The sequence below is a fragment of the Bradyrhizobium brasilense genome (assembly GCF_029714345.1).
Classification (GTDB): Bacteria; Pseudomonadota; Alphaproteobacteria; order Rhizobiales; family Xanthobacteraceae; genus Bradyrhizobium; species Bradyrhizobium australafricanum.
Genome location: NZ_CP121669.1, coordinates 6,685,124 through 6,711,595, shown reverse-complemented (window position 1 = coordinate 6,711,595; position 26,472 = coordinate 6,685,124). Strand labels below are relative to the sequence as shown.

At 65.1% G+C, this 26,472-nt stretch carries 24 protein-coding genes; 10 read left to right on the top strand and 14 right to left on the bottom strand.

Features of this window, described 5'->3' with window-relative positions; genetic code table 11:
• Nucleotides 1-13: 13 nt before the first annotated feature.
• The 6 genes from QA635_RS31340 to QA635_RS31315 form a co-directional block, all read right to left on the bottom strand.
• Nucleotides 14-1,228 carry a PepSY-associated TM helix domain-containing protein gene (locus QA635_RS31340; protein WP_283063502.1) on the bottom strand — a complete coding sequence of 405 codons (1,215 nt, stop codon included), beginning with the start codon at nt 1,226-1,228 and terminating at the stop codon, nt 14-16.
• Nucleotides 1,228-3,555, bottom strand: coding sequence for a TonB-dependent siderophore receptor (locus QA635_RS31335; RefSeq protein WP_283071928.1), 2,328 nt, complete (start codon nt 3,553-3,555; stop codon nt 1,228-1,230). Before QA635_RS31335 ends, QA635_RS31340 begins: the two co-directional genes overlap by 1 nt.
• Nucleotides 3,556-3,835: 280 nt before the next feature.
• Nucleotides 3,836-4,069 (bottom strand): hypothetical protein, encoded by a 234-nt coding sequence (locus QA635_RS31330; RefSeq protein WP_159109512.1) that lies wholly within the window; start codon nt 4,067-4,069, stop codon nt 3,836-3,838.
• A 208-nt stretch (nt 4,070-4,277) separates the two neighbouring features.
• Complete coding sequence (locus QA635_RS31325) at nt 4,278-5,204, bottom strand: acyl-CoA thioesterase (RefSeq protein ID WP_283063500.1); 927 nt, start codon at nt 5,202-5,204, stop codon at nt 4,278-4,280.
• 5 nt (nt 5,205-5,209) lie between these two features.
• Nucleotides 5,210-6,325 carry an Rv3169 family protein gene (locus QA635_RS31320; RefSeq protein WP_283063498.1) on the bottom strand — a complete coding sequence of 372 codons (1,116 nt, stop codon included), beginning with the start codon at nt 6,323-6,325 and terminating at the stop codon, nt 5,210-5,212.
• A 50-nt stretch (nt 6,326-6,375) separates the two neighbouring features.
• Nucleotides 6,376-7,599, bottom strand: coding sequence for an ABC transporter substrate-binding protein (locus QA635_RS31315; RefSeq protein WP_283063496.1), 1,224 nt, complete (start codon nt 7,597-7,599; stop codon nt 6,376-6,378).
• Nucleotides 7,600-7,798: 199 nt separating this feature from the next.
• Here QA635_RS31315 and QA635_RS31310 point away from each other — a divergent pair, with 199 nt between their 5' ends.
• From QA635_RS31310 to QA635_RS31270, 9 genes are all read left to right on the top strand, one after another.
• Nucleotides 7,799-9,352, top strand: a complete 1,554-nt coding sequence (locus QA635_RS31310; RefSeq protein ID WP_283063494.1) for an acyl-CoA synthetase — start codon at nt 7,799-7,801, stop codon at nt 9,350-9,352.
• Nucleotides 9,322-10,425: a phosphotransferase family protein gene (locus QA635_RS31305; protein WP_283063492.1), complete on the top strand. Its 1,104-nt coding sequence runs from the start codon at nt 9,322-9,324 to the stop codon at nt 10,423-10,425. Before QA635_RS31310 ends, QA635_RS31305 begins: the two co-directional genes overlap by 31 nt.
• Nucleotides 10,422-10,931, top strand: coding sequence for a hypothetical protein (locus QA635_RS31300; RefSeq protein ID WP_283063490.1), 510 nt, complete (start codon nt 10,422-10,424; stop codon nt 10,929-10,931). Before QA635_RS31305 ends, QA635_RS31300 begins: the two co-directional genes overlap by 4 nt.
• 188 nt (nt 10,932-11,119) lie before the next feature.
• Nucleotides 11,120-12,379 carry an aromatic ring-hydroxylating oxygenase subunit alpha gene (locus QA635_RS31295; RefSeq protein WP_283063488.1) on the top strand — a complete coding sequence of 420 codons (1,260 nt, stop codon included), beginning with the start codon at nt 11,120-11,122 and terminating at the stop codon, nt 12,377-12,379.
• Nucleotides 12,379-12,876: an aromatic-ring-hydroxylating dioxygenase subunit beta gene (locus tag QA635_RS31290; RefSeq protein ID WP_283063486.1), complete on the top strand. Its 498-nt coding sequence runs from the start codon at nt 12,379-12,381 to the stop codon at nt 12,874-12,876. The genes QA635_RS31295 and QA635_RS31290 overlap by 1 nt, the downstream gene beginning before the upstream one ends.
• Nucleotides 12,877-12,889: 13 nt before the next feature.
• The gene (locus tag QA635_RS31285) at nt 12,890-13,684 is read left to right on the top strand and encodes an enoyl-CoA hydratase/isomerase family protein (protein WP_283063484.1); all 795 of its coding nucleotides are present in this window, start codon (nt 12,890-12,892) and stop codon (nt 13,682-13,684) included.
• Between the two features lies 1 nt (nt 13,685).
• Nucleotides 13,686-14,435, top strand: coding sequence for an SDR family NAD(P)-dependent oxidoreductase (locus QA635_RS31280; RefSeq protein WP_283063482.1), 750 nt, complete (start codon nt 13,686-13,688; stop codon nt 14,433-14,435).
• A 1-nt stretch (nt 14,436) separates the two neighbouring features.
• Nucleotides 14,437-15,372 carry an alpha/beta hydrolase gene (locus QA635_RS31275; protein WP_283063480.1) on the top strand — a complete coding sequence of 312 codons (936 nt, stop codon included), beginning with the start codon at nt 14,437-14,439 and terminating at the stop codon, nt 15,370-15,372.
• Nucleotides 15,369-16,562 carry an acyl-CoA dehydrogenase family protein gene (locus QA635_RS31270; RefSeq protein WP_283063478.1) on the top strand — a complete coding sequence of 398 codons (1,194 nt, stop codon included), beginning with the start codon at nt 15,369-15,371 and terminating at the stop codon, nt 16,560-16,562. The genes QA635_RS31275 and QA635_RS31270 overlap by 4 nt, the downstream gene beginning before the upstream one ends.
• A 184-nt stretch (nt 16,563-16,746) precedes the next feature.
• Here the strand turns inward: QA635_RS31270 and QA635_RS31265 are convergent, their stop codons facing one another.
• The 8 genes from QA635_RS31265 to QA635_RS31230 are packed head-to-tail and all read right to left on the bottom strand — an operon-like array spanning nt 16,747 to nt 25,506.
• Entirely contained in the window at nt 16,747-17,493 is a 747-nt protein-coding gene (locus QA635_RS31265; RefSeq protein WP_283063476.1) for an NAD(P)H-dependent oxidoreductase, read from the bottom strand.
• Between the two features lie 4 nt (nt 17,494-17,497).
• A complete protein-coding gene (locus QA635_RS31260) occupies nt 17,498-18,658 on the bottom strand; it encodes an ABC transporter substrate-binding protein (protein WP_283063474.1) in 1,161 nt (386 codons plus the stop codon).
• 33 nt (nt 18,659-18,691) lie between these two features.
• Nucleotides 18,692-19,738 (bottom strand): branched-chain amino acid ABC transporter permease, encoded by a 1,047-nt coding sequence (locus QA635_RS31255; protein ID WP_283063472.1) that lies wholly within the window; start codon nt 19,736-19,738, stop codon nt 18,692-18,694.
• Nucleotides 19,738-20,610 carry a branched-chain amino acid ABC transporter permease gene (locus tag QA635_RS31250; RefSeq protein ID WP_283063469.1) on the bottom strand — a complete coding sequence of 291 codons (873 nt, stop codon included), beginning with the start codon at nt 20,608-20,610 and terminating at the stop codon, nt 19,738-19,740. The genes QA635_RS31255 and QA635_RS31250 overlap by 1 nt, the downstream gene beginning before the upstream one ends.
• Nucleotides 20,611-22,545: an AMP-dependent synthetase/ligase gene (locus tag QA635_RS31245; protein WP_283063467.1), complete on the bottom strand. Its 1,935-nt coding sequence runs from the start codon at nt 22,543-22,545 to the stop codon at nt 20,611-20,613.
• A complete protein-coding gene (locus tag QA635_RS31240; RefSeq protein WP_283063466.1) occupies nt 22,545-23,339 on the bottom strand; it encodes an ABC transporter ATP-binding protein in 795 nt (264 codons plus the stop codon). Before QA635_RS31240 ends, QA635_RS31245 begins: the two co-directional genes overlap by 1 nt.
• Nucleotides 23,336-24,190, bottom strand: a complete 855-nt coding sequence (locus QA635_RS31235) for an ABC transporter ATP-binding protein (RefSeq protein WP_283063465.1) — start codon at nt 24,188-24,190, stop codon at nt 23,336-23,338. The genes QA635_RS31240 and QA635_RS31235 overlap by 4 nt, the downstream gene beginning before the upstream one ends.
• A 5-nt stretch (nt 24,191-24,195) precedes the next feature.
• Complete coding sequence (locus QA635_RS31230) at nt 24,196-25,506, bottom strand: phytoene desaturase family protein (protein WP_283063463.1); 1,311 nt, start codon at nt 25,504-25,506, stop codon at nt 24,196-24,198.
• A gap of 249 nt (nt 25,507-25,755) precedes the next feature.
• Here QA635_RS31230 and QA635_RS31225 point away from each other — a divergent pair, with 249 nt between their 5' ends.
• Entirely contained in the window at nt 25,756-26,391 is a 636-nt protein-coding gene (locus tag QA635_RS31225; RefSeq protein WP_283063461.1) for a TetR/AcrR family transcriptional regulator, read from the top strand.
• The last annotated feature ends 81 nt before the right edge of the window (nt 26,392-26,472 follow it).

The following is a 26,472-nucleotide window of genomic DNA, read 5'->3' as shown; positions in this document are numbered from 1 at the left end:
TTATAGAACGGCTTCATTCGCCCGGAACGAGGTGGCCGACCGGCGGCCGCGCCAGACGCCGGTGCCTGCGGCGGGACAGATAAAGCAGCAGGCCGGTCACGGCGAACAGCGGCATCATGGCGGCGGCCAGCATGAAAGCGAGCTTGCCGGGCCATCCCAGGATGGCGCCGCGGTGGATGTCGAGCACGCTGGCGAGGACGCGTTGGCCAAAGGTCTTGTCGTCGTAGCGATCCGATGAGATGACGCGGCCGGTGAGGGCATCTATGCGGAATTCGTCACGCACGGCCTCGCGCCACGAGTCCCGCGGCCATGACCGCACGCGCACGGCCATGCCCGCGCCGGGCGGCAGCGTTATGAGGGCCCTTCCGTAACGGTTGTTCTCCTGCTGCAGGAACGCCGACCAGACGTGATCGAAGGCAAGCGGCTTCGCTTCGGTCTTGGCTTCGGCTTTGGCGTCACCTTTGCTCTCGGCAGCCGACGCGCCGCGCGGCGGCTTTGATGGCATCGCCGCGGCCGCGGCCTGAGGCCGCGCGAACAGCAAGTTGGCGCCGGCCTTGTACCATTCGAACGAATACCACAGGCCGGTCAGCGTCATCACCAGATAGACCGGCAGCACCCAGGTCCCGATCACGGCGTGCAGCGAGCGATGCAGGCCGCGGCCGCGCAGTCCCAGATTCGGCTTCAGCCACATCTTTACGCTGCGCGCACGACGCGGCCAGCGCAGCACGAGGCCGGTGATCAGCATCACGATCAGGCAGATCGCGCCTGACCCGGTGATCTTGCGGCCGATGCCATTGCCGTCGCCCGGCAGCAGCAACCAGCGATGCAGCTTGCGGACGGTTGCGAAAAAGTCCTCGCCGCGCGGCGAGCCGAGCACGTGCCCGTCATAGGGGTCGACATAGACCGAGGACGGCCGCGTGCCGCCTTCGCTGCGAGCGAAACGGATGCGGGCCGCGGCCGATGGATCGCTCGACATCGTCACGGCCGAGACCTTGCCGAAATCGCCCGCCGCCGCCAGCGGCGCGATCAACTCGTCCGGCGTGAGCCGCCGGGCCGCGCTGGCCTCGACGCGCATCATCCGACTGTTCAGGCTGGCCTCGATCTCATCCTCAAAGGCCATCGTCGCGCCGGTGAGGCCGACCATGGTCCACAGCAGCGCCAGCACAAGGCCAACCAGGGAATGGACCTGCAGCAGTGCAGCCTTGATCGGGCGCCGAACGTCACTCATCAGAATTTCACCGTCGCCGAGAGCGAGAAGCGCCGCGCGTCGCCCATCGCGACCGTCAGGATGCTGTTGGCCGAGGGGTAGTAGACCGTGTCGAACAGGTTCTTGACGTTGAACTGGTAGATGACCGGGAACGACTGGACCTTGGTCTCGTAGGTCGCAAACACGTCCGCGACCGTGTAGGCCGGCAGCACGAAGCTGTTCGCGGCATCGCCCGGCCGGTCGCCGACATAGCGCGCGCCGCCGCCGAGGCGAAGCCGGCCGGGCAGGGTGGTGCCGAAATCATAGACGAGGTAGAGCGATGCGGTGTTCAGCGCAACGTTCTGCAGGGCCTTGCCGGCGAGCGTCGGGTCCTCGGTTACGCGTGCGTCGGTATAGCCATAGCTGCCGATCATGCTCCAATTGTCTGATAGCCTGCCGGTGACGTCGAGTTCGACGCCACGCGAGCGAACCTTGCCTGCCGTACGGTACTCGACGATACCAGTCGTGGAGTTGAGCTGCGAAACCAGCACGTTCTTCTTGTCGATGTCGTAGAGCGCAAGTGTGCCGGAGATCTGTTTGTTGAAGTCGAACTTGACGCCGGTCTCCCACTGGGTGCCCTCTTCGGGCGCGATGTTGGAGCCGATCACGACGCCGCCGGTAAGCGGCGCGATGGTCGAGGTGGGTTTCAGCGATTGCGTGTAGCTCGCATAGAGCGAGACCTGGTCGGTGAGCTTGAAGATGGCGCCGCCGAGCGGCAGCACCTTGTCGGCCGAGACATTGGTATTGGTGATGAACGGGCGGCCCTTGCCGGCGAGCTGGTCGTAATCCATGTAGCGCACGCCGCCGACCAGCGCGAAGCGCTCGGTCAGATGCAGCGTGTCCTGGAGAAACAGCGACCACTGGCCGAGCTTGTCGGTCTGCGCGCTGTCGGCGGCCGACACCGTCGTCCCCGGCGTGATCAGCCCATAGATCGGATTGTAGAAGTTGAAGCTCGGCGTCGCCTGCCGGATCAGGTCGTCGCGATAGATCGTGCGGTACTGGCCGTCGCCGCCGAACAGCACTTCGTTGCGGATGTTGCCGAGCCAGACATTGCCCTGCAGATAGGAGGTGCCGTAGCTGGCATTGCTGAGCGAGCCCCATGTGCCGTCATTGCTGCGGGTCTCGACGCCGGTCTTGGCGTTGACGCCGGTGATGCGAAGCTGGTTGGCGCTGAAGGTCTCGGTGTTGTAGCTGTAGGCCGCGAACAGCTTCCAGTCCTGGTTCAGCCGGTGCTCGACCGACGCCTGCATCAGGTCGGAAGTCCCCCACATGTTGTTGAACGGCTCGTCGAGCCGGCGCGTCGCCGGGATCGCCAGCGGTGCCTTGGTCACGGAAGCGAATGCAGTGCCGCGGTCGAACGGCGTGATGAATTCGCGGTGCTCGTAGTTGAGCTGGACAGTGGTGTTCTCGCCGTACCAGGCCATCGACGGTGCGACCAGCATTTCGCGGTGGCGCCCGAAATTGCGCCAGTAGTCCTCGCTCACGCCATAGCCGATAAAGCGATAGGCGAGTCCGCCATCGCCGATCGGGCCGGTGATGTCGATGGTGCCGTCGGCGCCGGTCCTGGAGTTGGCATAGGTCGAGCCGAGCAGGGTCACCGAGCCGTGCTGATAGAGCTCGGGGCGTTTGCTGATCGTGTTGACGATGCCGCCGGGATCCATGATGCCGTAGAGCAGCGACGCCGGGCCCTTCAGCACCTCGACGCTTTCGACCGCGGCATTGAGGCTGCGGCCCTGCACCAGCGGCATGCCGTTGCGCATGATCGAGCCGTCGCGGTTGTCGCCAAAGCCACGGCGTATCACCGCATCCTGGGTGCCGGCCAGCGTATTGGCCTGGGTGACGCCGCTGACATTGGCGAGCGCGTCATCGAGGTTGCGCGGCAGCTGATCCTTCAGCACCTGCTCGGGCACGACATTGACCGTCTGCGAGGTGTCCAGCGGCGAGGCGCCGCTGCGCAGCGTGGTTGGGCTTGGCATTGCGCGGTAGTGCAGCTTGGCTTCATTGAGCACCGCGGCGGCAGCTGCCGCGCGCTCCGACGGTGTCGGCGGCGCCGGTTGGGCATTCCGGCTGCGCTGCCGTGCCGCGGCCGCCTGCGTTCGCTGCGCCGGCTTTGCAGCGGCGGCCGCCGGCTTGCGCTTCTGCGTCGGCTGGTCGACCGAAACAGGCGGCAACGGGACGCTCGACTGAGCGTTTGCCGGCGTTGCCGCGGAGGCGACATCGAGCAGGAATGCGGCGCCGATCAGCAGATGGGTGCGGCCCTTGCCGGCGGCATTTCGACGGTCGCCGACAACCCGGCCATCAGCATTCACAGGCACTCTTGCACTTCCGATTCACGCGAACTCGTTCACGGCGCGCCTCTAGCAGTCGGCGCGCGCGAAAAGAACCGGAGCAGACTTGAATCTCTCTAACCGGAATGGATTTGAATCATTCTAAGACACGACAGGGCTCGCGCGTGTGCGCGAGCCCTGAACCTCGTGACCTGCTTGTCGCGTCTGCGCGTCAAATGGCCGTGCGATCGTCGCCTAAGGCTGCAGCCGTCGTCCTGTCACATCTCAGGTGTACGGTTTGCCGTAGGCCGCGCGATGCGCCTCACGACAACGCCAGGCTGACCGGCGTCTTGCCGACCACTCCCGTGCTCACGCCGTCGCGGGCCATGGATTCGATCGTGCCCCAGTTCTCGCGAAAGATCCGCGCCGCCTCGTTGGCGCTTTCCGCCTGGATCGTCAGACTGCACGCGCGCCTCGTGCCGTTGCTGGCGAGCTGGAAGTAGAGAACATATCCAGACGATTCCGCACTCCGTGCGGCCAGCGGTGCCTGCTGCATGTAGGTTTTCCCCAAAGTGTTTTTGTTGCGCCACCCGCAGGCAGGATTTGACAGGGATGCGGCACAGTCGTGGTCGCGATCGAGCTAAGCTGAACGTTTGTTCATTTTGTTGGCCGGTGTTGCCAGGATTCAACACCGGGTGGAACTTGCCGTAGCTCGGCACTGCAACTAAGCCGCGATCGTGGCATCAGCTCAACCGTCGTGGCGTCTACTCATCGCCCTCTGGATGGACCATCAGCGTCTCTTGGATCGCGGTGGCGAGCATCGCGCCGTCACGGTCGTGGACGCGCGCGATCGACAGCCCGCGGCCGCCATCCGCGCATGGGCTCTCGGTTTCGACATGCATCCAGGCGTCAGGCGAAAATACGCGATGAAACCAGATGCAATGGTTGAGGCTCGACAGATAGAGTGGCGCGCGCGACTGCAGATCGCCGAGATGGCCGCCGACGCTGGAGAAGTTGAGCCACCAGTCTGAGAGATAGGCGAACACTGCGGCCTGGGCGCGGGAACCGGCGGCGAGCGGCTGCCTGCATCTGATCCAAAAGCGCAGACATGGCCCTGCCGTCGTGGCCGAGAGCTGGCGTTCGATCTCCGGAATGCGGAAGTCCATGCTGGGCTTGATGTGCTGGGAATATGGGCCGAGCGGCCGCAACTGCGCCATCAGCGCGTCGGGGATCATGCTCAGATCGGGCAGGCTTTCGGGATCCTCCGATCGTGCGAACGGCACCGCGTGCCGCGGGCCCGGCTGCGGCGCGCAGAATGTGGCCTGCGCGCTGAGCACTGTACGCCCGTCGCCTTGCGTGCCGACGATATGGCGGGAGGAGAATCGCTTGCCGTCCTGCAGAACCTCCGCGTCAAGCGTGATGCGCCTGACAGGATCGGCGCCGCGCAGGAACAAGAGCTGCAGCATTGCCGCAGGGCGATCTTCGGGCGCGCTGAGTGTTGCGGCCATCATGGCCTGGCCGAGGATCTGGCCGCCATAGGACCGGCCGTTGAGGTTGCCGTCGCCGAACCGGCTACGATAACGCAATGGGGCGATGGTCTCGAGCGAGACCAACGCCTCGGCGGCCTTGTTGTCCCATGGTTCGCACGCGGCTTCGTTGCGCTCCGCGACGCGCATGCCTTGCCCGTCCATCCCGGTCACATCGCCGGGAATTTCTGCGGTCCCGGATAGAGCGGATAGCCGGCGGCGACGCCGTATTCGCTGATGCCGAATCCGGTCTCGTTGCCGCTTTCGAGCCGGACGACGTGGTCCGAGAGCGTGCGTGCGACAGCACGCGTCGTCGCGTCGTCGAGGTTCCAGATATCGTGCGCGGCATGGTTCTCGCCGCGGTCGTCGCCATGGGTCCAGCCTTGCAGGCCGCCATACATGCCGGCCTTCAGATAGAATCGCGTCGGCAGTCCATGCATCCTGACGCGGCGCGGCTCGCCGCGATCGAATGTGAAGGTGAAGTCGGCCGACGCGATGGTCTGACCGAGCGGATCGTCGGCCCATTCGATCGCGTGCTCGACCGAGGTGACTTCGCGATGCGACACCGATCCGTCGGCTTCGCGGCGGAACTCGGTGCCCGAGAGGTAATGCGGTTTGCCCGGCGTGCGCTCCTTGATGAAGATCGACAGCGCTGACTCCTCGAACTGGAACATCGACCAGGTCCAGAAGAAATTGCGATGGGTCGCAACCGGTGGCCTGGTCTCGTCGGTGCGCATCTCGGATCGCAGGCCCCAGGAGCGGTCGCGCTGCCCCCACCACAGCTCGGGCTCGATCTCGTAACGCTTGCCATCGGCGACGATCCAGCCGCGCCAGCGGCCGAATTGCGAGACGCGCGCGAGGTCTTCCTCGACGACACCGTTGCGCTCGCGAAAATTCTGCTTCTCCTGCGCCGCCGGAAAGCTCGCCTTGAATTCGAGCGCGAAGCTGATGCCGGACGGATTGTCGGCGAGCGAGATCCTATGCAGGCCCATGCCCTCGACGATCTCGATTCTGAGCCCGCCGACTTCCGTGTCCAGCGGGCGCGCGCCGAGCCGGCGCGAGGCGCGGAAATTGTGCTGGCGGCGGCCGATGGTGATGCCGGCAAAGCCGTCCATGACATTCTGGTTCGGGTAATAGCCGAGCCCGATATCGATCAGCAGTTCGCTGCCGTCGATCGGATGCGCGGTGTACCAGTAGCGCTCCGTGAAGCGGATATCGCCGCCGCCTGCATTGGCAAACGGCTGCGGCGTCTGGTGGCCGATGAGATCGTCCTGGGCTGTCAGCATTGTTCTTGTCCTTGTGTTTGAGCCGGTTCGGTCGGATGGGTGGCGCGGGATCAGTCCTTGGCCGGGCCGGCGCCCACGATGTCGCCGAACAGCACCCAGGTCTTGCCGTCGAAGCGGGCGAAACGGCGCTCGGTGATCGCCGCGTAGTCCTGCGGCGTGGTCTGGATCGTGATGCCCGGGAGCAGCATCGGCAGCTCGATGCCGCTGAGACTGGTGGCCTGCTTCAGCACGTTCTCGCGCGTGAGATTGTCGCCGCAGCGCTGCAGGATGATCGCGCCGAGCTGGGCCGTGGTGTAGCCGGTCACCGCGATCACGTCGTTCGGGTCCATCCCCGGCATATATTTCGCGGCGAAGGCGAGATAGTCGCTCATGCCCTTGTCATTGGCCCAGGCCGGATCGTTCGGTGTTTTGTAGGATGTCGTGGTCAGGATGCCGGTGGAGGCCTCGATGCCTGCCGGCACCAGCACGCCGGCGATCGAATTCGCGGTCGAGCCGAGGAAGATCAGCGGCTTCCAGCCGAGCTCGTGGATCTTGCGGATCGCCATCGAGGCGAACTTGTTCTGCGCGGCGATCAGGATGGTATCGGCGCCTGATGCCTTCAGGTTCACGATCTGGGAATCGATCGTAGGTTCGGTCGACTGATACATCGCCTCCTTGACGATCATGGTGTCGGCCTTGGCGCCGAGCCCTTCCTTCAGGCCAAGCACAAAGTCCTTGCCGATGTCGTCGGCCTGCAGCAGCACGCCGATCCTGGCATCCGGCTTCTCGCGCAGCACGTAGCGCGCGATGATCCGGGACTCGTTGACGTAGGTCGGCGAGTAGGGCGTTGTCCAGGGAAACTGCTTTGGATCGTTCCACCGCGTACCGCCGCTCTGCACCAGCAGATGCGGAACGCCATTGCTGTTGAGATATCTCTGGATCGCGGCGTTGGTCGGCGTGCCGAACGGCGCCATGATCGCGAGCACCTTGTCGTTCTCGACCAGCGCGCGCGTCACCTCGACGGTCTTGGGCGGGCTATAGGCGTCGTCGCGGGTCAGGAAGTTGATGTGGCGGCCATTGATGCCGCCTTTCTCGTTCAGCATCGCGAAATAGGCGAGCATGGTTTTCGGGAAGCTCGCATAGATCGATGCCGGTCCGCTGTAGGGCGCGTTGGCGCCGAGCAGGATCTCGCTGTCACTGACCCCGGGACCATAGGCCTTCTGGGCGTTCGCAGTTCCGAGCGCGCCGGCGAGCGCGAACGCCCACACGGCAAGCGTGACGATTGGCTTCCGCATCTTCCCCTCCCATGACGCCCTCTTTTGCGGGGCTGGTTGATCCGGCGATGGAAGCCTTGAAAGGCTTTACCCCTCGCATCGGCTATGCAATAATAGACCGTCTGTCCGGATTATCAACTGGAATCTCCGGACGGCGTATCGGCCTCATGCGTGACGGAAACATCCGCAGGCGTGCGCGGCATGACGGTGTGGAGGAAACATGAAGCTGACGCAGGCGCTGATCGCGGCGGTGCAATTGCGCAAGGACGCACCCGGCACCATCCACGCCGGACGGTCGCGGAGCTGGAAGGAGATCGGCCATCGCGTTGCCTGTACCGCGGGCGGGCTGCGACGGCTCGGCGTCGATGCCGGCGATCGCGTCGCCATCCTCGCGCACAACAGCGACCTCTATATCGAGGCGCTCTATGCCATCGCCTGGGCCGGTGCGGTCGCGGTGCCGCTCAATACGCGCTGGGCGGTCGCCGAAAACGCCTATGCGATTGACGATTCCACGCCAAAACTGTTGCTGGTCGACAAGGCCTTTGCCGAGATTGCGTCCGCGCTGCGCGGCGCAAAATCACTCACCGCGATGGTCTATCTCGACGAGGGGCAAGTGCCCGACGGTATGCAAAGCTATGACGAGCTCATTGCGCATGCGCCGATCGCGGATGCATCCGGCGCCTACAACGATCTCGCCGGCATCTTCTACACCGGCGGCACCACGGGGTTTCCCAAGGGCGTGATGCTGTCACATGCCAACATCATCTATGAATCGCTGGTCTGGATCTATGCGCTCCGGTTCCGTGAAGATACCCGGTATCTGCACTCGGCCGGCATGTTCCACCTGGCGGGCACCTCGCCGATGATCGCGCTGACCCTGGTCGGTGGCACGCACGTGACCATCGCGAAATTCGAGCCCGAGCTCGCGATGAAGACCATCGCCGAGCACAAGGTGGATTACTGCCTGTTCGTGCCGACCATGCTCAACATGATGCTCAATCATCCGTCCTTCGGCACGTATGATCTGAGCAGCGTGAGGGATTGCGAATATGGCGCGTCGCCGATGCCGGATGCGCTGCTGGTCAAGCTGATGCGCGTGCTGCCGAGCTGGCGTTTCCATCAGGGCTACGGCATGACCGAGAGCGCGGCGCTGGCGACGATCCTGCCTTGGGAGTACCACGCGCTGGAAGGGCCGCTGGCGGGCAAGCGCAAATCGGCGGGACGGGCGGCGCCCGGCGTCGAAATCCGCATCATCGATCCCGCGGGCAACGAAGTACCGCGCGGCACCGTCGGCGAGATCGCGATCCGCGGCGCCGGCGTGATGCTCGGATATTGGCGCAAGCCCGAGGAAAGCGCGCGCGTGCTGCGCAACGGTTGGCTGCACACCGGCGACGGCGCCTGGATGGACGAGGACGGGTTTGTCTATATCGTCGACCGACTGAAGGACATGATCGTCTCGGGCGGCGAGAACGTCTATTCCGGCGAGGTGGAGAACGCCATCTTCCAGCACGAGCACGTCAAGGAATGCGCCGTTATCGCGGTGCCCGATCCGCAATGGGGCGAGGCGGTACATGCGATCGTCGTGCCGAAGGACGGCAGGAGTCTCGATTCCGAAATGGTGATCGCGCACTGCCGCACCTTGATCGCCGGTTACAAGTGCCCGCGTTCTGTCGATATCCGCCTCGAGCCATTGCCGCTGACCGGTTCCGGCAAGATCATGAAGTCGGCGCTGCGCGAGGAGAAGTGGCAAGGCTATACGAGGTCGGTCAATTGATGCCGGAGGCTGCGAAACGATCCGATCAAGATGTGCCGGGTGATGTGCCGGCGCCTGTTCGCCCGGTCGTGGTCAATGACGACGCCGTGCGGCCAGCACTCGCGCGGCATTGGTCGCGGATATCCGGGAGCCGGACGGAGATTGTCGGCTTCGGCCGCAAATCATCGGGTTTCTCCTGGATCACCTATGCGTTCGTGGCCCGCACTGCGGCTGAAGGCGACCGCAAACTGATTCTGCGCGTCGGTCCACCGAGCGGGCTGTTTGCGCCTTACTCGGTGCTGCCCCAGGTTCATGCGCTGCAGTCGCTGGCCGGCAGCGGCGTACCGGTGCCGGCGTTGGTGTCATCAGAACAGGATGGCGCCGAGATCGGCTTTCCGTTCTTCATCTGCGCGCATGTCGAGGGCGATGTTCCTGCGCCCTGGGCGGCGAGCGAGCTCGATCCCGACCACAAGCGCGCGATCGCCCGGCAGTTCATCGAGATACTCGCGTCGCTGCACCGGATCGACCCAGGCGCGACCCCATTCGCTTCGCTGCAGCTGGGCGGGGAACGCGTCGAGCTGCGTGCGATCGCCGGCTGGCGCGCCTCTCTCGCGCGTCCCACTGCGCGCTATTACCCGCTGCTTGATTGGGGCGGGCGCTGGCTGCGCGACAATTGTCCGCAGCCGCCGCGCCGTGCCATTGTGCATGGCGACTACCGGATCGGAAACTTCATCGAGCACCAGGGGCGGATCGCCGCCATTCTGGATTGGGAGCTGACTCATCTCGGCGATCCCCATGAGGATCTGGCCTGGGCGCTGATGCCGACCTTCAATGCCAGGAGCCGCAAGCTTTATGGTGTGCTTGAGCGGGCGGAGGTGATCCATCTCTATCAGCGCGCCTCCGGCATTGCCGTTTCGGACAAGAGCCTCGCCTTCTACGAGGCTTATGCGCTGTATCAGGCGGCGGCGATCCAGATGTGCGCGGTGCGCGCCTTCGAGGTCGATCGTTTCAACGACATGCGGCTTGCGGTGATGGCAAGCCAGATGCCCTCGATCGTGCGGGCCTTCGAGCGCGCATTGGAGGCCGCGGCATGAGCGCGTCATTCGAACGCCTGATCGACGGCATCATCGATGCACTGCAAAGCCATGTCGTGCCGAACAGCAGCGACGATTTCGTTCGCGGGCAGGTGTTCTCTGCAGTCTACGCGCTGAACGGGCTGAAGCTCGCAGCCGACTGGAAGGCCGGGCCGCTGCTCGAGCAAGTGCGTCTGCAGGACGATACTTTCGCGACGGTCGAACGACTGGCCGGCAGCATGGCGCATCCGGAGATTCCAGCAACGCCCCGCGTCCGGGGCGACATGTCCGACGCTGCCGCGATCGAGGCGCTGCGCGACGATGGCGACCGTCGGCTCGGGCAGCTTCTGCTCTGGGCGACCGGCGAGGGCGCGCGTGTGGCCAATCGCAATGCCGCGACCGAGATCGAACGCCTGCTGCGGCGGGCGACCTGCGACCAGCTGAAGATCGAGCTCGCGACAACGCCGAAGTCGATGCTGCAGCAGATCGCAGGCGGCGAACGCAACGGTGGCGCGGCGCAGGACTGAGTCCGTCGCATCGCTAGCTACCCGGAATTGCATCTTTGCGCAGTGTTCCGGGAATCATTGGTGGCCCCGGGAAAGAAGCTTGCCGGCCCACGGTGCCCGTGCTATTAATTCACCGAACGGTCGTTCGGATTATTATTGACGATCGGTGAAGGCATCCGCTGCAGGCGATCGGTGAGGGAGACGGAGCGATGAACATGATGACCGGCGCCTCGCCATGGGAACGGCTGATCCGGCCCGACCGGGTGCACGGATCGCTCTACACCGATCCTGACATCTTCGAAGCCGAGCTCAAGAACATCTGGTACCGCACCTGGGTCTATGTCGGGCATGAGAGCGAGGTGCCGAACGCCAACGACTACGTCGTCAAGTCGATCGGCCCGCAATCCGTGATCATGACGCGCGACGAGCAGGGCAAGGTCAATTTGCTGCTCAACCGCTGCTCGCATCGCGGCAACCAGGTCTGCTCCTATGACCGCGGCAATGCCCGCTCGTTCACCTGTCCGTTCCATTCCTGGACTTTTGCCAATGACGGCCGCCTGGTCGGTTATGCCTTCCCCGACGGCTATGAGGGGCAGGACAAGTCGCAGCTCGCGCTCGGGCGGGTGACGCGCGTCGAGTCCTATCGCGGCTTCGTGTTCGGCTCGTTCGCGGCCGATGGCCCGACGCTGAAGGAGCATCTCGGCGGCGCCGCCGAGACCATCGACCGGCTGGTGCGCACTTCGCCGGAGAGCGAGGTCGAGATCACGGCGGGCTTCCTCAAGCATCGCGTCAAGGCGAACTGGAAGTTCATCCTGGAGAACGAGTGCGACGGCTATCACCCGGCCTTCGTGCACACCTCGATCTTCGGCGTCGCCGACAGCATGATCGGCAAGCTCTATGGCGGCGCCTCGACCGCGCTGACGCGCGACTACGGCAACGGCCATACCGAGATCGACCTGCGGCCCGAGTTCCGCAAGCGCGACGCGCCGATGAGCTGGTTCGGCACCAGCGAGGACCGGCTGCCGGACTATACGGCGCGCATGAAGGCCGCCCATGGCGACACCGCCGCGCGGGAGATCATGATCGACGGCACGCCGCATGTGATGATCTTCCCGAACCTGTTCATCGCCGAGATCCAGATGTTCGTGATCCAGCCACTCGGCGTCGACGACAGCGTGCAGCACGTCACCGCGTTGCAGTTCAAGGGCGCGCCCGATCTGAACCGAAGGCTGCGCCAGCAGACCATGGGCTCGGTCGGCCCGGCCGGTTTCCTGCTCGCGGACGATTCCGAAATGTACGAGCGCTGCCATCGCGGCGTGCTGGCGCGCAATCCCGAGTGGATCTTCCTCGGCCGCGGCGAGAAGCGCGAGCGGCAGGACGAACTCGGCTTCACGGTCGGCCACGTCACCGACGAGGTGCCGTCGCGCGGCATTTGGACCCATTATCGCAAGCTGATGGAGCCTAACTGATGCTGTCGCGCGAGAGCAGCGCCACGTCGATGAGCGCCATCACCGCCTTTCTCTATCGCGAGGCGCGGCTGCAGGACGAGCATCAATACGAGGCCTGGGAAAAGCTCTGGACCGACGACGGCGTCTATTGGGTGCCGGCCAACGGCGCCAACATCGACCCGGAACGGCAGATGTCGATCATCTACGACAACCGCTCGCGGATCGCGCTGCGCGTCCGGCAGCTGATGACCGGCAAACACTTCACCCAGACGCCGCAGTCGAATTTGCGCCGGCTGATCTCCAACATCGAATTGATGGACGAGCAGCCTGACGACGGCGACATGGCGGTCGCCAGCAACAGTCTCATTTTCGAATCGAGCCTGCGCGACGACACGCTGTGGGCGGCGCGCAATGAATACCGGCTGCGTCATGTCGATGGCGAATTGCGGATGGCCAGCAAGAAGGTCATCCTCGTCAACAACGACAAGGCGATCTACACGCTTTCGTTCCTGGTCTAGAGGAAAACGCGCCATGATCGACAAGGGCCCCGTTCTGCTCGACATCACCGACGGCATCGCGCGGCTGCGGCTCAACCGCCCCGATGCGGCCAACGGCATGAGTGTCGAGCTGCTCCGCGCGCTGTGCGATGCGATCATGGTCTGTCATGGTCATTCCGATCTGCGCGTCGTGCTGCTGAGCGGCGAGGGCACCAATTTCTGCGCCGGTGGCGACGTCCGCGCCTTTGCCTCCAAGGGCGAGAAGCTGCCGGACTATATCCGGCAGGCCACTGCCTATCTGCAGAATGCGGTGACTGGATTGCTGCGGCTGGAGGCGCCGGTCGTCGCATCGGTGCAGGGCTTTGCGGCAGGTGGCGGCGGCTTCGGCCTGGTCTGCGCTTCCGATATCGTGATCGCGGCGGAGTCGGCAAAATTCCTGGCCGGCGCGACGCGGGTGGCGATGGCGCCGGATGCCGGCGTCTCCGTTACGCTGTCGCGGCTGGTCGGCCTGCGGCGCGCGATGTCGATCCTCCTGACCAATCCGGTGATCCCGGCGGCGGAAGCGTTGCAGATGGGCATCGTCACCAGAGTCGTCCCCGATGCCGAACTCGCCGAGGCATCGCTCGCGCTGGCCCGCGAGCTTGCGGCCGGCGCGCCGAAGGCGCTGGCCGCGACCAAGCGGCTGGTCTGGGCCGGCACCGGCACCAGCATCGAGCAGTGCCTGTCGGAAGAGGCGCGCACGGTCGCCGAACTCTCGGGGATGGCCGATGCCCGCGAAGGGCTCGCCGCGGTGATCGAGCGGCGCCAGCCTGTATTCACGGGGCGCTGAGGTGGCGAGCTTGCCATTCGGACGTCTCGATGGCCGCCGCGCCTTCGTCTCCGGCGGCGCGCGGGGCATCGGTGCTGCGATCGCGCGCAGCTTTGCCGGCGCGGGCGCCAGGGTCGTGATCGCCGATCTCGATGTCGCCGCGGCCTCGGAGCTGGCGCGCGAGACCGGCGCCGGCGTTGCAGGATTAGACGTCAGCGATGCGACGGCAGTGCAGGCTGTGATGGCGCAGGACGGCCCGTTCGACATTGTCGTCAACAATGCCGGCATCGATCAGCACGCCTTCTTCACCGATACCACGGCAGAGGATTGGGCGCGGCTGATCGCGGTCAATCTCACCTCGGTCTTGGCCTGCACCCACGCCGCGTTGCCGGCGATGCAGGCGGCGCGCTTTGGCCGCATCATCAACGTTACCTCGGAAGCGGCACGGCTCGGCTCAAAGGGCGGCGCGGTCTACTCCGCGGCCAAGGGCGGCGTGATCTCGTTCACCCGGAGCATCGCGCGGGAGAATGCACGCTATGGCATCACCGCCAACGCGATCGCGCCGGGACCGATCCGTACGCCGATGCTGGAGCAGGCAGCGGCAAAGGGCGGCGACAGGATCCTGCAGGCAATGACCGGCGCAACGCTGCTCGGCCGCCTCGGCGAGCCGGAGGAGGTCGCGGCTGCCGCGCTGTTCCTGGCTTCCGACCAGGCCGCCTATATCACCGGAGAGACGCTCGGCGTTTCCGGCGGCATGGGCATCGGCGGCTGAAATGGGCAGCGCGGACGACGATATCGCAATCACGCCGGTCGATCGCGCGATCGAGCGTTTGCGCGCGATCTATCGCGGCTGGACCCGCGATACATCGGTGGCGCAGATGCGCGACGACTGGGACGCAGCCTTTGCCGGCTGCTCGGTGCCGGTGATGTGCCAGCCGGTCGCCGCCGGCGGGGTCGACGGCGAATGGCTCGTGCCGACGGACGCATCGCGCGACAAGGTGATCCTCTATTTTCACGGCGGCGGCTTCCGCATCGGCTCGGTCGCGTCGCATCGCGACCTCGCCGCGCGGATTGCCGATGCATCCGGCTGCCGCGTGCTCTCGATCAATTACCGGCTGGCGCCGGAGCACCGGTTTCCGGCGGCGCTCGAGGATGCGCTGATTGCCTATCGATATCTGCGCGACCAAGGGCTGGATCCGGCGGATATCGCCTTCGCCGGGGATTCGGCCGGCGGCAATCTCGTGCTGTGCACGATGCTGGCGGCGCGCGACCGCGGTTTGCCGCTGCCCGCCGCCGGCGCGCTGATGTCACCCTGGACCGATCTCACCGCGAGCGGCGCGAGCTATCAGAGCCGGGCCGAGGCCGATCCGATCCACCAGCGCGCGATGATCCTGGCGCTGGCGAAGAACTATCTCGGCAAAGACGGCGATGTCAGCGATCCCTTCGCCTCGCCGCTTTATGCCGATCTCACCGGTCTGCCGCCGCTGCTGGTGCAGGTCGGCGACCGCGAGACCGTGCGCGACGATGCGACGGAACTGGCCGCGCGGGCGAAGGCTGCCGGAGTCGACGTCGCGCTACAGGTGTGGGACGGCATGATCCACGTCTTCCAGATGTTCCCGGAGATTCCGCAGGCGCGAGAGGCGATCGCATCGCTGGCAGCTTTTTTGCGCAACCATCTTCACATCGGCCATGAGAGAGCGCCACAATGAACGTCATGACGTCGGATCCGCGCCAGCTCACTGAGACCGAGTTCCACTTTTCGGAGCAGCCCAATCTGCCCGAGGAGCTGCGCATGCTGCGCGAGCAGGTGCGCCGCTTTGTCGAGAAGGAAGTGGTGCCGCATGCCGAGGCGTGGGAGCGCGACGGCAAGATCCCGCGCGAGATCTATCGCCGCATGGGCGCGCTCGGCTTCCTCGGCATGCGCCATGCGGCCGAATATGGCGGCACCGACATGGGGCCGCTGGCCTCGATGGTGTTCGCCGAAGAGCTGGGCCGCTCCAGCTTCGGCGGCTTCACCTCTTCGATCCTCGTGCATACCGACATGTCGGCGGTGCACATCTCCTTGCGCGGCACGCCGGAACAGAAGCAGAAATATTTGCCGGCGATTATCCGCGGCGAGACTGTCTGCTCGATCGCGGTGACCGAGCCGGACGCGGGCTCCGACGTCGCCGGCCTCAAGACGCGGGCGCGACGCGACGGCGACAGCTGGGTGATCAACGGCGCCAAGATGTTCATCACCAACGCGGTCTATGGCGACCTCCTGATCGTCGCCGCGCGCACCGACCCGCACGCCAAGGGCAGCCGCGGCATCTCGCTGTTCATCGTCGAGCGCAACACGCCGGGCATCACGGCGACCAAGCTCGACAAGCATGGCTGGCTCTGCTCGGACACCGCCGAGATCGCGTTCCAGGACGTGCGCGTGCCGGCGGAGAATCTGCTCGGCGAGGAGAACAAGGGCTTCTACGGCATCATGGAGACCTTCCAGAACGAGCGCATCTGCATCGGCGGCATCTGCGCGGGCGAATCCGCCAAGGCGATCGAGCTGACGACGAATTACGTGAAGACGCGGCAGGCATTCGGCGGCCCGCTCTGGAATCAGCAGGGCGTGCGGCTGAAGCTCGCCCAGCTTGCGGCGAAAGCGGCGGCGGCGCGGGCGCTGGCCTATCAGGCCGCCGAGCTTGCGGCGGCCGGGCAGGATTGCCTGCGCGAAGTGTCGATGGTGAAGGCGCTGTCGCCCGAGGTGCTGCACGAGGTCGTGCATGGCTGCCTGCAACTGCACGGCGGCTCAGGCTTCATGCGCGGCACCCCGATCGAGCGCATGGTGCGCGACGCGCGGGTGCTGACGATCGGCGGCGGCGCGACGGAGGTCATGCTGGAGGAAGTGGCGAAAAGGATGTGACGCCGGCGCTCTTTCTTACCTCGCCCCGCTTGCGGGGAGAGGTCGGATCGCATCGTGAGATGCGATCCGGGTGAGGGGGAGTCTCCACGAGCGTTTCTGGCAGCGCGTCTGCGGATGCGGCCCCTCACCCCAACCCTCTCCCCGTAAGAACGGGGCGAGGGAGCAGACCTACGTCCGGGGCATGTCATTTCTGGGCACGAGCGCCCTGGCCGACAGTCTGCGCCGCAATGCCCGGCTTCAGCCGCCAGTCCTCGCCAAAATCCGCGAGCGGGTGGAAGAACAGCGGCTCGGTGGTCTCGAGTTGCCGCAGCCGTTCGGCATAGTCGTCGAGATAGCGGTGCCGCGTGGCCTCGTCGACGAAGTTCACTGAATACGACACGAACGGCGGCAGCACCTTGCAGCCGGCATAGGCCAGCATGCCGTTCTGGATCGGCCACAGCACCACATCGAGCGCGCCGACCAGCCCGTCGGGCGCGCACATGCCGGGATAGGCGGCGGTCGAGGTCACGACCATGGCGCGGCGGCCGTTGAGGCCGCCGGTGTCGTAGCGGCGGCCGCCGCCGTAGATTGCGCCATTGACGAACACGCGGTCGATCCAGCCTTTCATGATGGCGGGGACGGAGAACCACCACAGCGGAAACTGCAGGATCAAGAGGTCGCACCACAGCAGCTTCTCGATCTCGGCGGCGATATCGCCGCTGAGCGCACCGTGCTGCAGGTTGTATTTCTGCTCGCGGTCATATTGCAGCCGGTCGGGAAACCGCCGCGCGCCAAAGTCTTCGGCGGTCGCCACCGGGTTGAACCGCATGGCGTAGAGATCGGAGATCCTGACCGTGTGCCCGAGCGCGGTCAGTTCCGCCACCGACCGCGCCAGCAGTGCAGCGTTGAACGACTGCGCCTCCTGATGGGCAAAGACGATCAGGACCTTCATCTCTCTAGTTCACCGGCTTGAAGCTGAGCGTCGCGGCATCGGCCTGCATGATCTGCAGCTTCTGGTTGGAGAAGCGGACGCCGGGACCGAAGCTGATCGGCGCCATCACGCCGGTCTCGACATTCTTGGTCTTCTCAAGTTCCGAAATGGTGCAGGCCCAGGTCGGCTGCTTGCCGCAGCGCTCGATTGCCGCGATCAAGACCTTCGCGGCGGCATAGCCGGTCATGGTGTAGCGGTTGATGCCCTTGAACTCGGCCTCCGACACCAGCGGCTTGGCCTTCTCGAGGAACGCCTTGCCCGCCGCGCCCGCGAACGGCTCGACATAGTCGACCGCGTAGATGCCGTCGCCCGCCGGGCCCATCAGCTTCAGCACCGGCTCGATGCGGCCGGGCCAGAAGATGCCGGTCACCGGCTTGATGTTCAATTTCTCGAGCTCCTTTGTCATCGCGATGTTCTCGGCGATGATGCCGCCGGCCAAAAACACCTCGGCGCCGGAATCCTTCAGCTGCAGCATGTCGGACGAGAAGTCCTGCTGGCCCTTCTTGTAGTTGCCGCTGTAGACGACGTTCAGCTTCTTGGCCTTGACCACGGAATCGAAGCCGTCGCGCACCGTGATGCCGTAATCGTCGTCCTGGGTGATCAGGCCCCATTTCTTGCCGGGGTTCCTGTCGGCAAGGAAGTTGACGAGGTGGATGATGCCTTCCTCGTAGGATTGCCCGACCACGAACACGTTCTTGCGCGCCGGCTCCCACAGGAATTTGACCGGCGCGACGTCGATCACGGTCGGGATACCGGACTTCTCCAGCACCGGCATCACAGCGATCGACTGGCCCGAGCCGGAGATGCCGAGCATCGCAAACACCTTGTCGACGTCGATCACCTTCTTGACGCCCTGGATGGTTCGCGCGGTAACGTAGCCGTCGTCCTCCAGCACATATTTGATCTTGCGGCCGTTGATGCCGCCGGCGGCGTTGGCTTCGGCGATCGCGATCTTGTGGCCGATCGAGGCGGCGACGCCCAGCAGCGCCGGCGGGCCGGTCAGGGGCTCGACGTCGCCGATCAGGATCTCGCTGTCGGTAATCCCGGGATCGGCGGCAGCAGCGGGGCCGATTGCAAGACAGGCCGTGGTGAGCAGCAGCGCGGCCGCCGCCAGGTGTTTGATCATTGTCTCCTCCTCATGGTGTTGCGTCTTTTCTTGTTAGTAGCGCAGCGGCCAGTGCACCCAGGCCCGCCTGATGTCGTGCCAGGCGCCGACCAGCCCCCGCGGCTGGAAGCGCAGGAACAGGATGATAACGAGGCCGTAGAGCATGCTCTTCAGCTCCTGCGCGCCGGTCGTGAAGGTCGCATCCATCTGCGCGCTGAACAGGCTGAAGACGAGCCGCGTCGCCTCCGGCAGCAGCACGATCAGGATGGTACCGAGCACCGCCCCGAGCGCGGAGCCGAGCCCGCCGACGATCAGGATCGCCAACGCCTCGATCGAGAGCAGGAACGGAAAGCCCTCGACGCTGACGAAGGAGAGATAGATGCCGTACAGCGCGCCGGCGATGCCGGTGATGAACGCCGAGGTGACGAAGGCGAACAGCTTGTAGGCATGCAGGTTGATGCCCATGACGCGCGCCGCCGTGTCGTTGTCCCTGATCGCGACAAAGGCGCGGCCGACCCGGCTGCGGCGGATGTTGAGGGTGGCGAACAGCGTCAGCCCCGCGATGCCGAGGCAGAGATAGGTGAAGGCGGCATCGCCGTCGAAGCTGATGCCGAATATCTCGGGCCGCTGCACCTGAATGCCGCGTGCGCCGTTGGTGAGCCAGCGCATCTCCAGGATCACGGTGTTGATGATGAAGGAGAAGGCGAGCGTGGTGATGGCGAGGTAAAGTCCCTTGAGCCGAAGTGACGGCGCACCGACGATCAGGCTCGCCAGCGCCGGCACCACGCCGGCGCCGAGGAAGCCGACCAGCGGCGGCATGTGATATTTCGAGACCAGCACCGCATAGGCATAGGCGCCGGTGACGAGGAAACCGACATGGCCGAGCGAGATCAGGCCGGTGTAGCCGGTCAGGATGTTGAGTCCGAGCGCACCGGTGCCCGTGATCAGGATGATCATCAGGAACGACAGCGCGTAGGAGTTCAGCGCAAAAGGAGCGGTGATCAGCGCCAGCAGCAACACGGCCGACCATAGCCACACCGGCGGGGAATCGATCAGCGCAACCAGTTCGCCGTAGCTCTGCTTGTAATCGCCGGTGCGCATCACACCCTCTCGATGTCGCGTTCGCCGAAGATGCCGAACGGGCGGATCATCAGCACGATGATGATCATGGCAAAGCCCGCGACCTCCTTCATGCCGGAGCCGATATAGCCGCCGGCCAGGTTTTCGGTGATGCCGATCAGGAGGCCGCCGAGGCCGGAGCCGAGCACGGCGTCGAGGCCGCCCAGGATGGTGGCCGGAAACGCCTTCAGCCCGAGCTGGAACATCGCCGGCGACAGGTCGTAGGACAGCGCAAAGAACACGCCGCCGATGCCGGCGATCACTGAAGACGCGGCCCAGGCCAGCGCATGCACTTTGGTGGCGCTGATGCCCATCAACAACGCGGTGCGGTCGTCGGCCGCGACCGCGCGCATCGCAACGCCAACCTTGCTGTAACGGAAGAACGCCCAGATCGCGGCGAGCAGCAGAAGCAGCGTCGCGATGACCGCAATCTGCCCGGTACGCACGCCGATGCCGCCGAGATGCACGATGCCGCGGCCCATGCCGATATCGAGGCCGTGCGGGTAGGCGTCCCAGATGAAGTTGATGGCGGAGCGCAGGATCACGGCGAGTCCGATCGTCACCATCACGGTCGCGAATACCGGCTCGCCCAGCATCGGCCGCATCACGAGGCGCTCGATGATCAGGCCGAGCAGGACAGCGGCGAGAATCGCACCAACCGCGACGACGAATACATTGCCGCCGACCGTGGTCGAGATCGTCCAGGCGATATAGGCGGTGATCATGGTCATCTCGCCCTGTGCGAAATTCACCAGCCCGGTGGATTTGTAGATCACCGCGAAGCCCATCGCGATCAGTCCGTAGATCGCGCCGATCGCGAGTCCCGAGATCAGCAGCTGGATGAGATACTGCATTCAGCCCTCCGCCCGGTAGATGATGGCGAGTTCACGGGCGAACTTCTTCTCGATCATGGCGCGGCGTACCTTCTGGGTGGCGGTCAGCTCGCCGTCGTCATGGTCGAGCTCCTTTTCCAGGATGGCGAACCGCCTGATGTTCTCGACCCGGGCGAACCGCTTATTGGTCTCGTAGACGACGCGCCCGACCAGCTCATTCACTTCGGGAAGCTGCGACAGCGATTTGTAGTTGGTGTAGGCGAGCGCCCGGTCGCGCGCCCAGCGGCCGACATTGTCGTAATCGACCTGGATGATGGCGCCGAGATACTTCCTGGCCTCGCCGACCACGATCGCTTCCTTGATGAATTCGGAATCCTTCAGCGCGTTCTCGATCTCGGACGGCGCGATGTTCTTGCCGCCGGCGGTGATGATGATCGCCTTCTTGCGGTCGACCACGGCGATCTCGCCATTGTCGAGGACATCGATGATGTCGCCGGTGCGCAGCCAGCCGCCGGGCTCCAGCGAGGCGGTCGAGGCCTTTTCGTCGAGGAAGTAGCCCTTGAAGACGCCGGGGTTGCGCAGCAGGATCTCGCCGTCGGCATCGCACTTCCACTCGGTCTGCGGCAGCGGCACGCCGCAGCCGCCGATCCGGTGATGGCTTGCGGTCTGGATGAAGGCGACGCCGCCGCTTTCGGTGAGGCCGTAGCCCTGCGACACCGGGCGGCCGATGATGTCGAAGAAGCGCAGCGTCTCCGGCGAGATCGAGGCGCCGGCGCAGAGCCGGTGCCGACTGTAGGCAAAGCCGAGATGGCGCTGCAAATTGCGGAACATCAGGAGATAGAGCAGTCCGTAAGCGACACGGTCGAGCAAATTGGCCTTGCCGGCCTGCCGACGGTCGGACAGCGTGCGGCCCCAGGCGAGGCAGGCCCTGGTGAAGCTCTGGCGCAGGCGGCCGCTCTCGCCGAGGCGGAACAGAAAGCCCTGCTGCAGCTTCTCATAGATGCGCGGCACGCCGACGAAGAAGGTCGGCGCGATCTCGCGGATGTTGATCGCGACGGTGTCGATCGATTCGGCGAACGAAACGGTGCCGCCGAGCACCAGATGGGTCACGGTGCCGTAGCAGCGCTCGGCGACGTGGCACAGCGGCAGATAGCTCACCGCCTCGAACGACTTGTCGGCAATGCCCACGGTTTTGGCGTAGGCATAGGCGGCGTAGACGAGATTGCGATGGGTCAGCATCGCGCCCTTGGGCGGACCCGTCGTGCCCGAGGTGTAAACGAGGATGCAGACGTCGTCGGGCGCGCCCTGATTGATCAGGCGGTCGAGCGTCGCGTCGGCCTCCGGATTCTGCTGGGCGTAGGTCTTGCCACGCTCGCACAATGCGGCGAACGACATCAGCTCCGATTGCCGGTAATGCCGCAGTCCCTTCATGTCGACGCAGACGATGGCCTCGAGGTCCGGCAGGCCGCCATTGTTGGCCATCGCGTCGAGCACCTTGTCGGTCTGCTCCTGGTCGCCGGTGACGACGATGCGGGCGCCCGAATGCTTGACGATATATTGCAGCTCGACCCAGGGATTGGTCGGATAGATGCCGACCGCCACCGCGCCGATCATCTGCGCACCAAGATCGGCGTAAAACCATTCCGGCGTGTTCTCGCCGGCGATGGCGATGCGGTCGCCCGGCTTGATGCCGAGCGAGAGCAGGCCGAGCGCCACCGCGCGCGCGGTGTCGTAATAGTGGCGCCAGGAATAGGGATTCCAGATGCCGTGGTCCTTCTCGCGCAGCGCCAGCGCCTCGCCGTGCATCGCGGCGCGCTGCCGCAGCAATTGCGGGATAGTGATCGCGGCATCGGCAAGCGCGGTTTGGAACGCGTCGGCGCCGGTTACCGACGGATTCCGCGGCGTGCTCGCTTGCAGCGGCGGATGAGCGGTGCGCAGGCTGTCTAGCGTCGACATCACGCGCCCACCTTTGCCACCGCGTCAGTGCGCTGGCCGCCGAGATAGGCCTCCGCGACTGCCGGATCGCGCCTGATCTCACCAGGTGTGCCTTCGGCGATCTTGCGGCCGAAATTCAGCACATGGACGCGGTCGGAGACGTCCATCACGATGCGCATTTCGTGCTCGATCATCACGACAGTGATGCCGAGCTCGTCACGGATGTCGAGCACAAAGCGTGCGATGTCCTCGGTCTCCTCCTGGTTCATGCCGGAGACCATCTCGTCGAGCAACAACAGCTTCGGCTCGCAGGCGAGCGCGCGGCCGAGCTCGACGCGCTTTTGCTGGCCGTAGGACAGTGTGCCGACCACGGCGTCCCTGATATGCTCGATCTCGAGAAATTCGATGATGTGTTCGACGCGCTGCCGTGCCGCGATTTCCTCCTTGCGGGTACGCCCGTAAAACCACACCGCATCGAGCACGGTCGTACGCAGATGGGTGTGGCGGCCGGTCAGGATGTTCTCGACCACGGTGCCGTGCTTGAACAGCGCGAGATTCTGGAAGGTGCGGCCGATACCGACGGCGGCGAATTTCCACGGCGAGATCGTCGAGAGGTCGATGCCGTCGAAGCTGATGCGGCCGCCGCTCGGCCGCAGCACGCCCGAGATCATGTTGAACAGCGTGGTCTTGCCGGCGCCGTTCGGACCGATCACGCTGCAGATCTCGCCGGGCGCGACGCGCAGGCTGACATCGGCGACGGCCTGCAGGCCGCCGAAGCGCTTTGACAGGTTCTCGACCGTGAGCAGCGCCGTCACGACAGCCACCGCTTGCGACGCTTGTAATGCTTGACGTCGCGCAGGCTCTTGCGGCCGGCGGAGGAGACGCCGAGATAGAATTCCTGGACGTCCTCGTTGGCGGTGAGCCTCGCTGCCGTGCCGTCGAGCACGACGCGACCGGTCTCCAGGATGTAGCCGTAGTCGGCGATGTCGAGTGCGCGCTGCGCGTTCTGCTCGACCAGCAGCACCGTCATCTTCAGTTCGTCGCGCAGCCGGACGATCACCTCATAGATGCGGTCGATGATCAGCGGCGCGAGGCCGAGCGACGGCTCGTCGAGCGCCAGCAACACGGGATCGGTCATCAACGCGCGGCCGATCGCGAGCATCTGTTGCTCGCCGCCAGACATGTAGCCGGCGATCTGGTCGCGCCGCTCATATAGCCGCGGAAACAGCGCAAACACCTTGTCGCGGCGCTCGCGCGCCTCGGCGCTGGTCCTGGTGTAGCCGCCCATTTGCAGGTTCTCGTCGATGGTGAGTGCCGCGAACACGCGGCGGCCCTCCGGCACCTGCACGATGCCGCGGCGGACCAGTTCGTCCGGCGCAAGGCGATGCACCTCGTCATTGCGGAAGCGGATGCTGCCGTTCTCGATCACGCCTTCCTCGGTATAGAGGATGCCGGACATCGCCTTCAGCAGCGTCGATTTGCCGGCGCCGTTGGAGCCGAGCAGGGCGACGATGCTGCCCTCGGGCACCGCGATCGAGACGTCGCGGATCGCCTCGATCGCATTGTCGTAGACGATCCGGATGTTGCGGAATTCAAGCAAGCCATCCTGCGCCGGCGCGGCCTGCGGTGCTGCTTGCGGCATCGGATGCGGGATGGTCGTCGGCATCGTGCTCAGACCCGGCCTGCCGATAAGCGCGGGCGCGCGGCGAGGATCGCGTCGGTGACGATCTTGGCAGTCTCGGCGCAGGCTTGCGTGCCGCCATTGCCATATTGCTTCACCGCGTCGCCGACGCACCACAGGCCCTCGATGCCGGTCTCGCGCGGCAAATCGTAGCCGGCGCAGCTGCGTTGCGCCGGCCAGTCGTCGCGCATTACCCGGATCGAGAGGATTTTTGCCTGGTCGAAATTCGCGAACTGCTCGCGAAGATCCTCGAGCGCGAGCGCGACCTCCGCGGCGGCATCGAAATCGCCGAGCGCAGGCACCGGCACGGCATAGGCGACGTAGAGGTACCAGCCGGGCGGCGCTAATTCCGGACAAGTGGCAGAGAGGTTGGCCATGTTGCAGAGCCGGCGCGTCTTGCCGAAGGTGACGATGCCGGGATGACTGATCAGCGGCTCGCGGCTGGCGACATTGATGACGATGTTGGCGGCCGGGCGAAGGTCGTTCTTCACCCTGGCGATGTAATCCGCCGGGAACGCCTCGCTGCCGGCAAGCGCGACGGTGGCCTTCGGTCCCGCGTTGCTGATCACGAGATCGGTGTCGATCCGCACCGGTTCACCGTTCCTGAGCACGGTGACGCCTTCGACCTTGCCGTTCGCGGCATGGATCGTCGTCGCCGGCGTTCCAAGCCAGATGTCGCCGTTGCGCCTGATCGCGCTGCCCAGGCTGTTCCAGACGCCGATCGTGCCCTGCGGGCAGAAGCCGAATTTCTTGAAGGCGCCCTTGCTGGTGAAATAAGTGAGGAAGGCGCGGGCCGGTAGCTCGGCGGCGTTGCAGGCGAAGATCGCCGCGCAGAGATTGCGGAATAGCGCGTGCACGGTGGCGTTGCTGGTGTAGCCCTTCAGCCAGTCCTCGGTCGATTGTCGCCCGTCGGGCAGATTGCCGGAGCGGGCGTCGGCGAATTTCTCCAGGATGCGCGAGGCCTGCTTGGTGAGTTGCCCGAGCAGCAGCGACCAGCCGCCGCGGCCGACATCGATCACCTTGCCGTCGATGAAGAACGAGCTCGCGGGCTCCGGCGCGCGGATGTCGAGCGGGGCGCCGACGGTGTGGAAGGTTTCCTCGAACACGCCACCGAACTCGATCGCGATCGCGCCGATATTGACCTTGAAACCGTCGATCTCCTCGGTCGAGGCGCGCCCGCCGAGCCGGTCCTTGTCGTCGACGACGAGCGTATGCAGCCCGCCATGGGCGAGGCGCGCGGCGGCGCACAGCCCGCCGGCACCGGCTCCGATCACGACAGCATCGATCCTCTGAGAATCCACGCGCAACCTCCCGCGATGCCGCCGGGTTGCTCCCGGCGTGCGCAATCCGCTTGCTTGATGGAACGTAGTCTAATATAATCCGACCGGTCGTTCAAATTATTTTTTGACGGAGGTCGCTCATCGCATGGGCGATGGAAGAGTTCTGGTGGATGGTGCCCGCAAAGGGGAGGAGAGCGTGGGGCTGCGGTAGTATAGAGAGAGGCAGTCGCCCGATTCCGGCGGCGCCAATGGTGCACGAGAGAGACGGCAATGGCGCGGACGCGCTCAGAGAATTACGACGAGATCCAGCGGAACATTCTCACCACCGCCTGCGGCCTGTTCGCGCGGCAGGGCTACATGCGTGCCTCGATCGCCGACCTTGCGGATGCCTGCAAGCTGTCGCGCGGCGCGCTGTACCATTATTTTGATTCCAAGGAAGCGATCCTGTTCGCGATCCTCGACGCCCATATCCGCGAGATGATCTCCGACGTCGAAGCCGCGATGGCCGAAAAGGCGACGACGCTGGAGCAGTTCCGCGCCGCGATCCAGGCCATCGTCGCGCTGAATGCGCGTTCGAGCGACGAGCAGCGCGTGATCCTCAACGACCTCTCGTTCCTCGGCGAGACCGAGCAGGATGCGATCAAGGCGCTGGAGCGCCAGCTGGTCGACACGGTCTCGGATCTCTTGGTCAAGCTCGACAAGGAAGGCAAGATCGTCAAGCGGACCAAGAAGATCTACAGCATGATGCTGTTCGGCATCCTGAACTTCAGCCACACCTGGTACGATCCGAAGGGCGGGATCGATCCAAGGGAGTTCGCCGACATGGTGGTGGACCTGTTCCTGTACGGCTTCACCATGCCGGTGCCGGCAAAGGACGCCGCGCGGCCGCTGCGCCAGCGCGCGTGAGGCCATCGCGGCGCGCTTTGCGACCTCGCGCCGAAGACATCTCTCGCAGCGATTATTCCTCATCTCATCTGCACATCATCG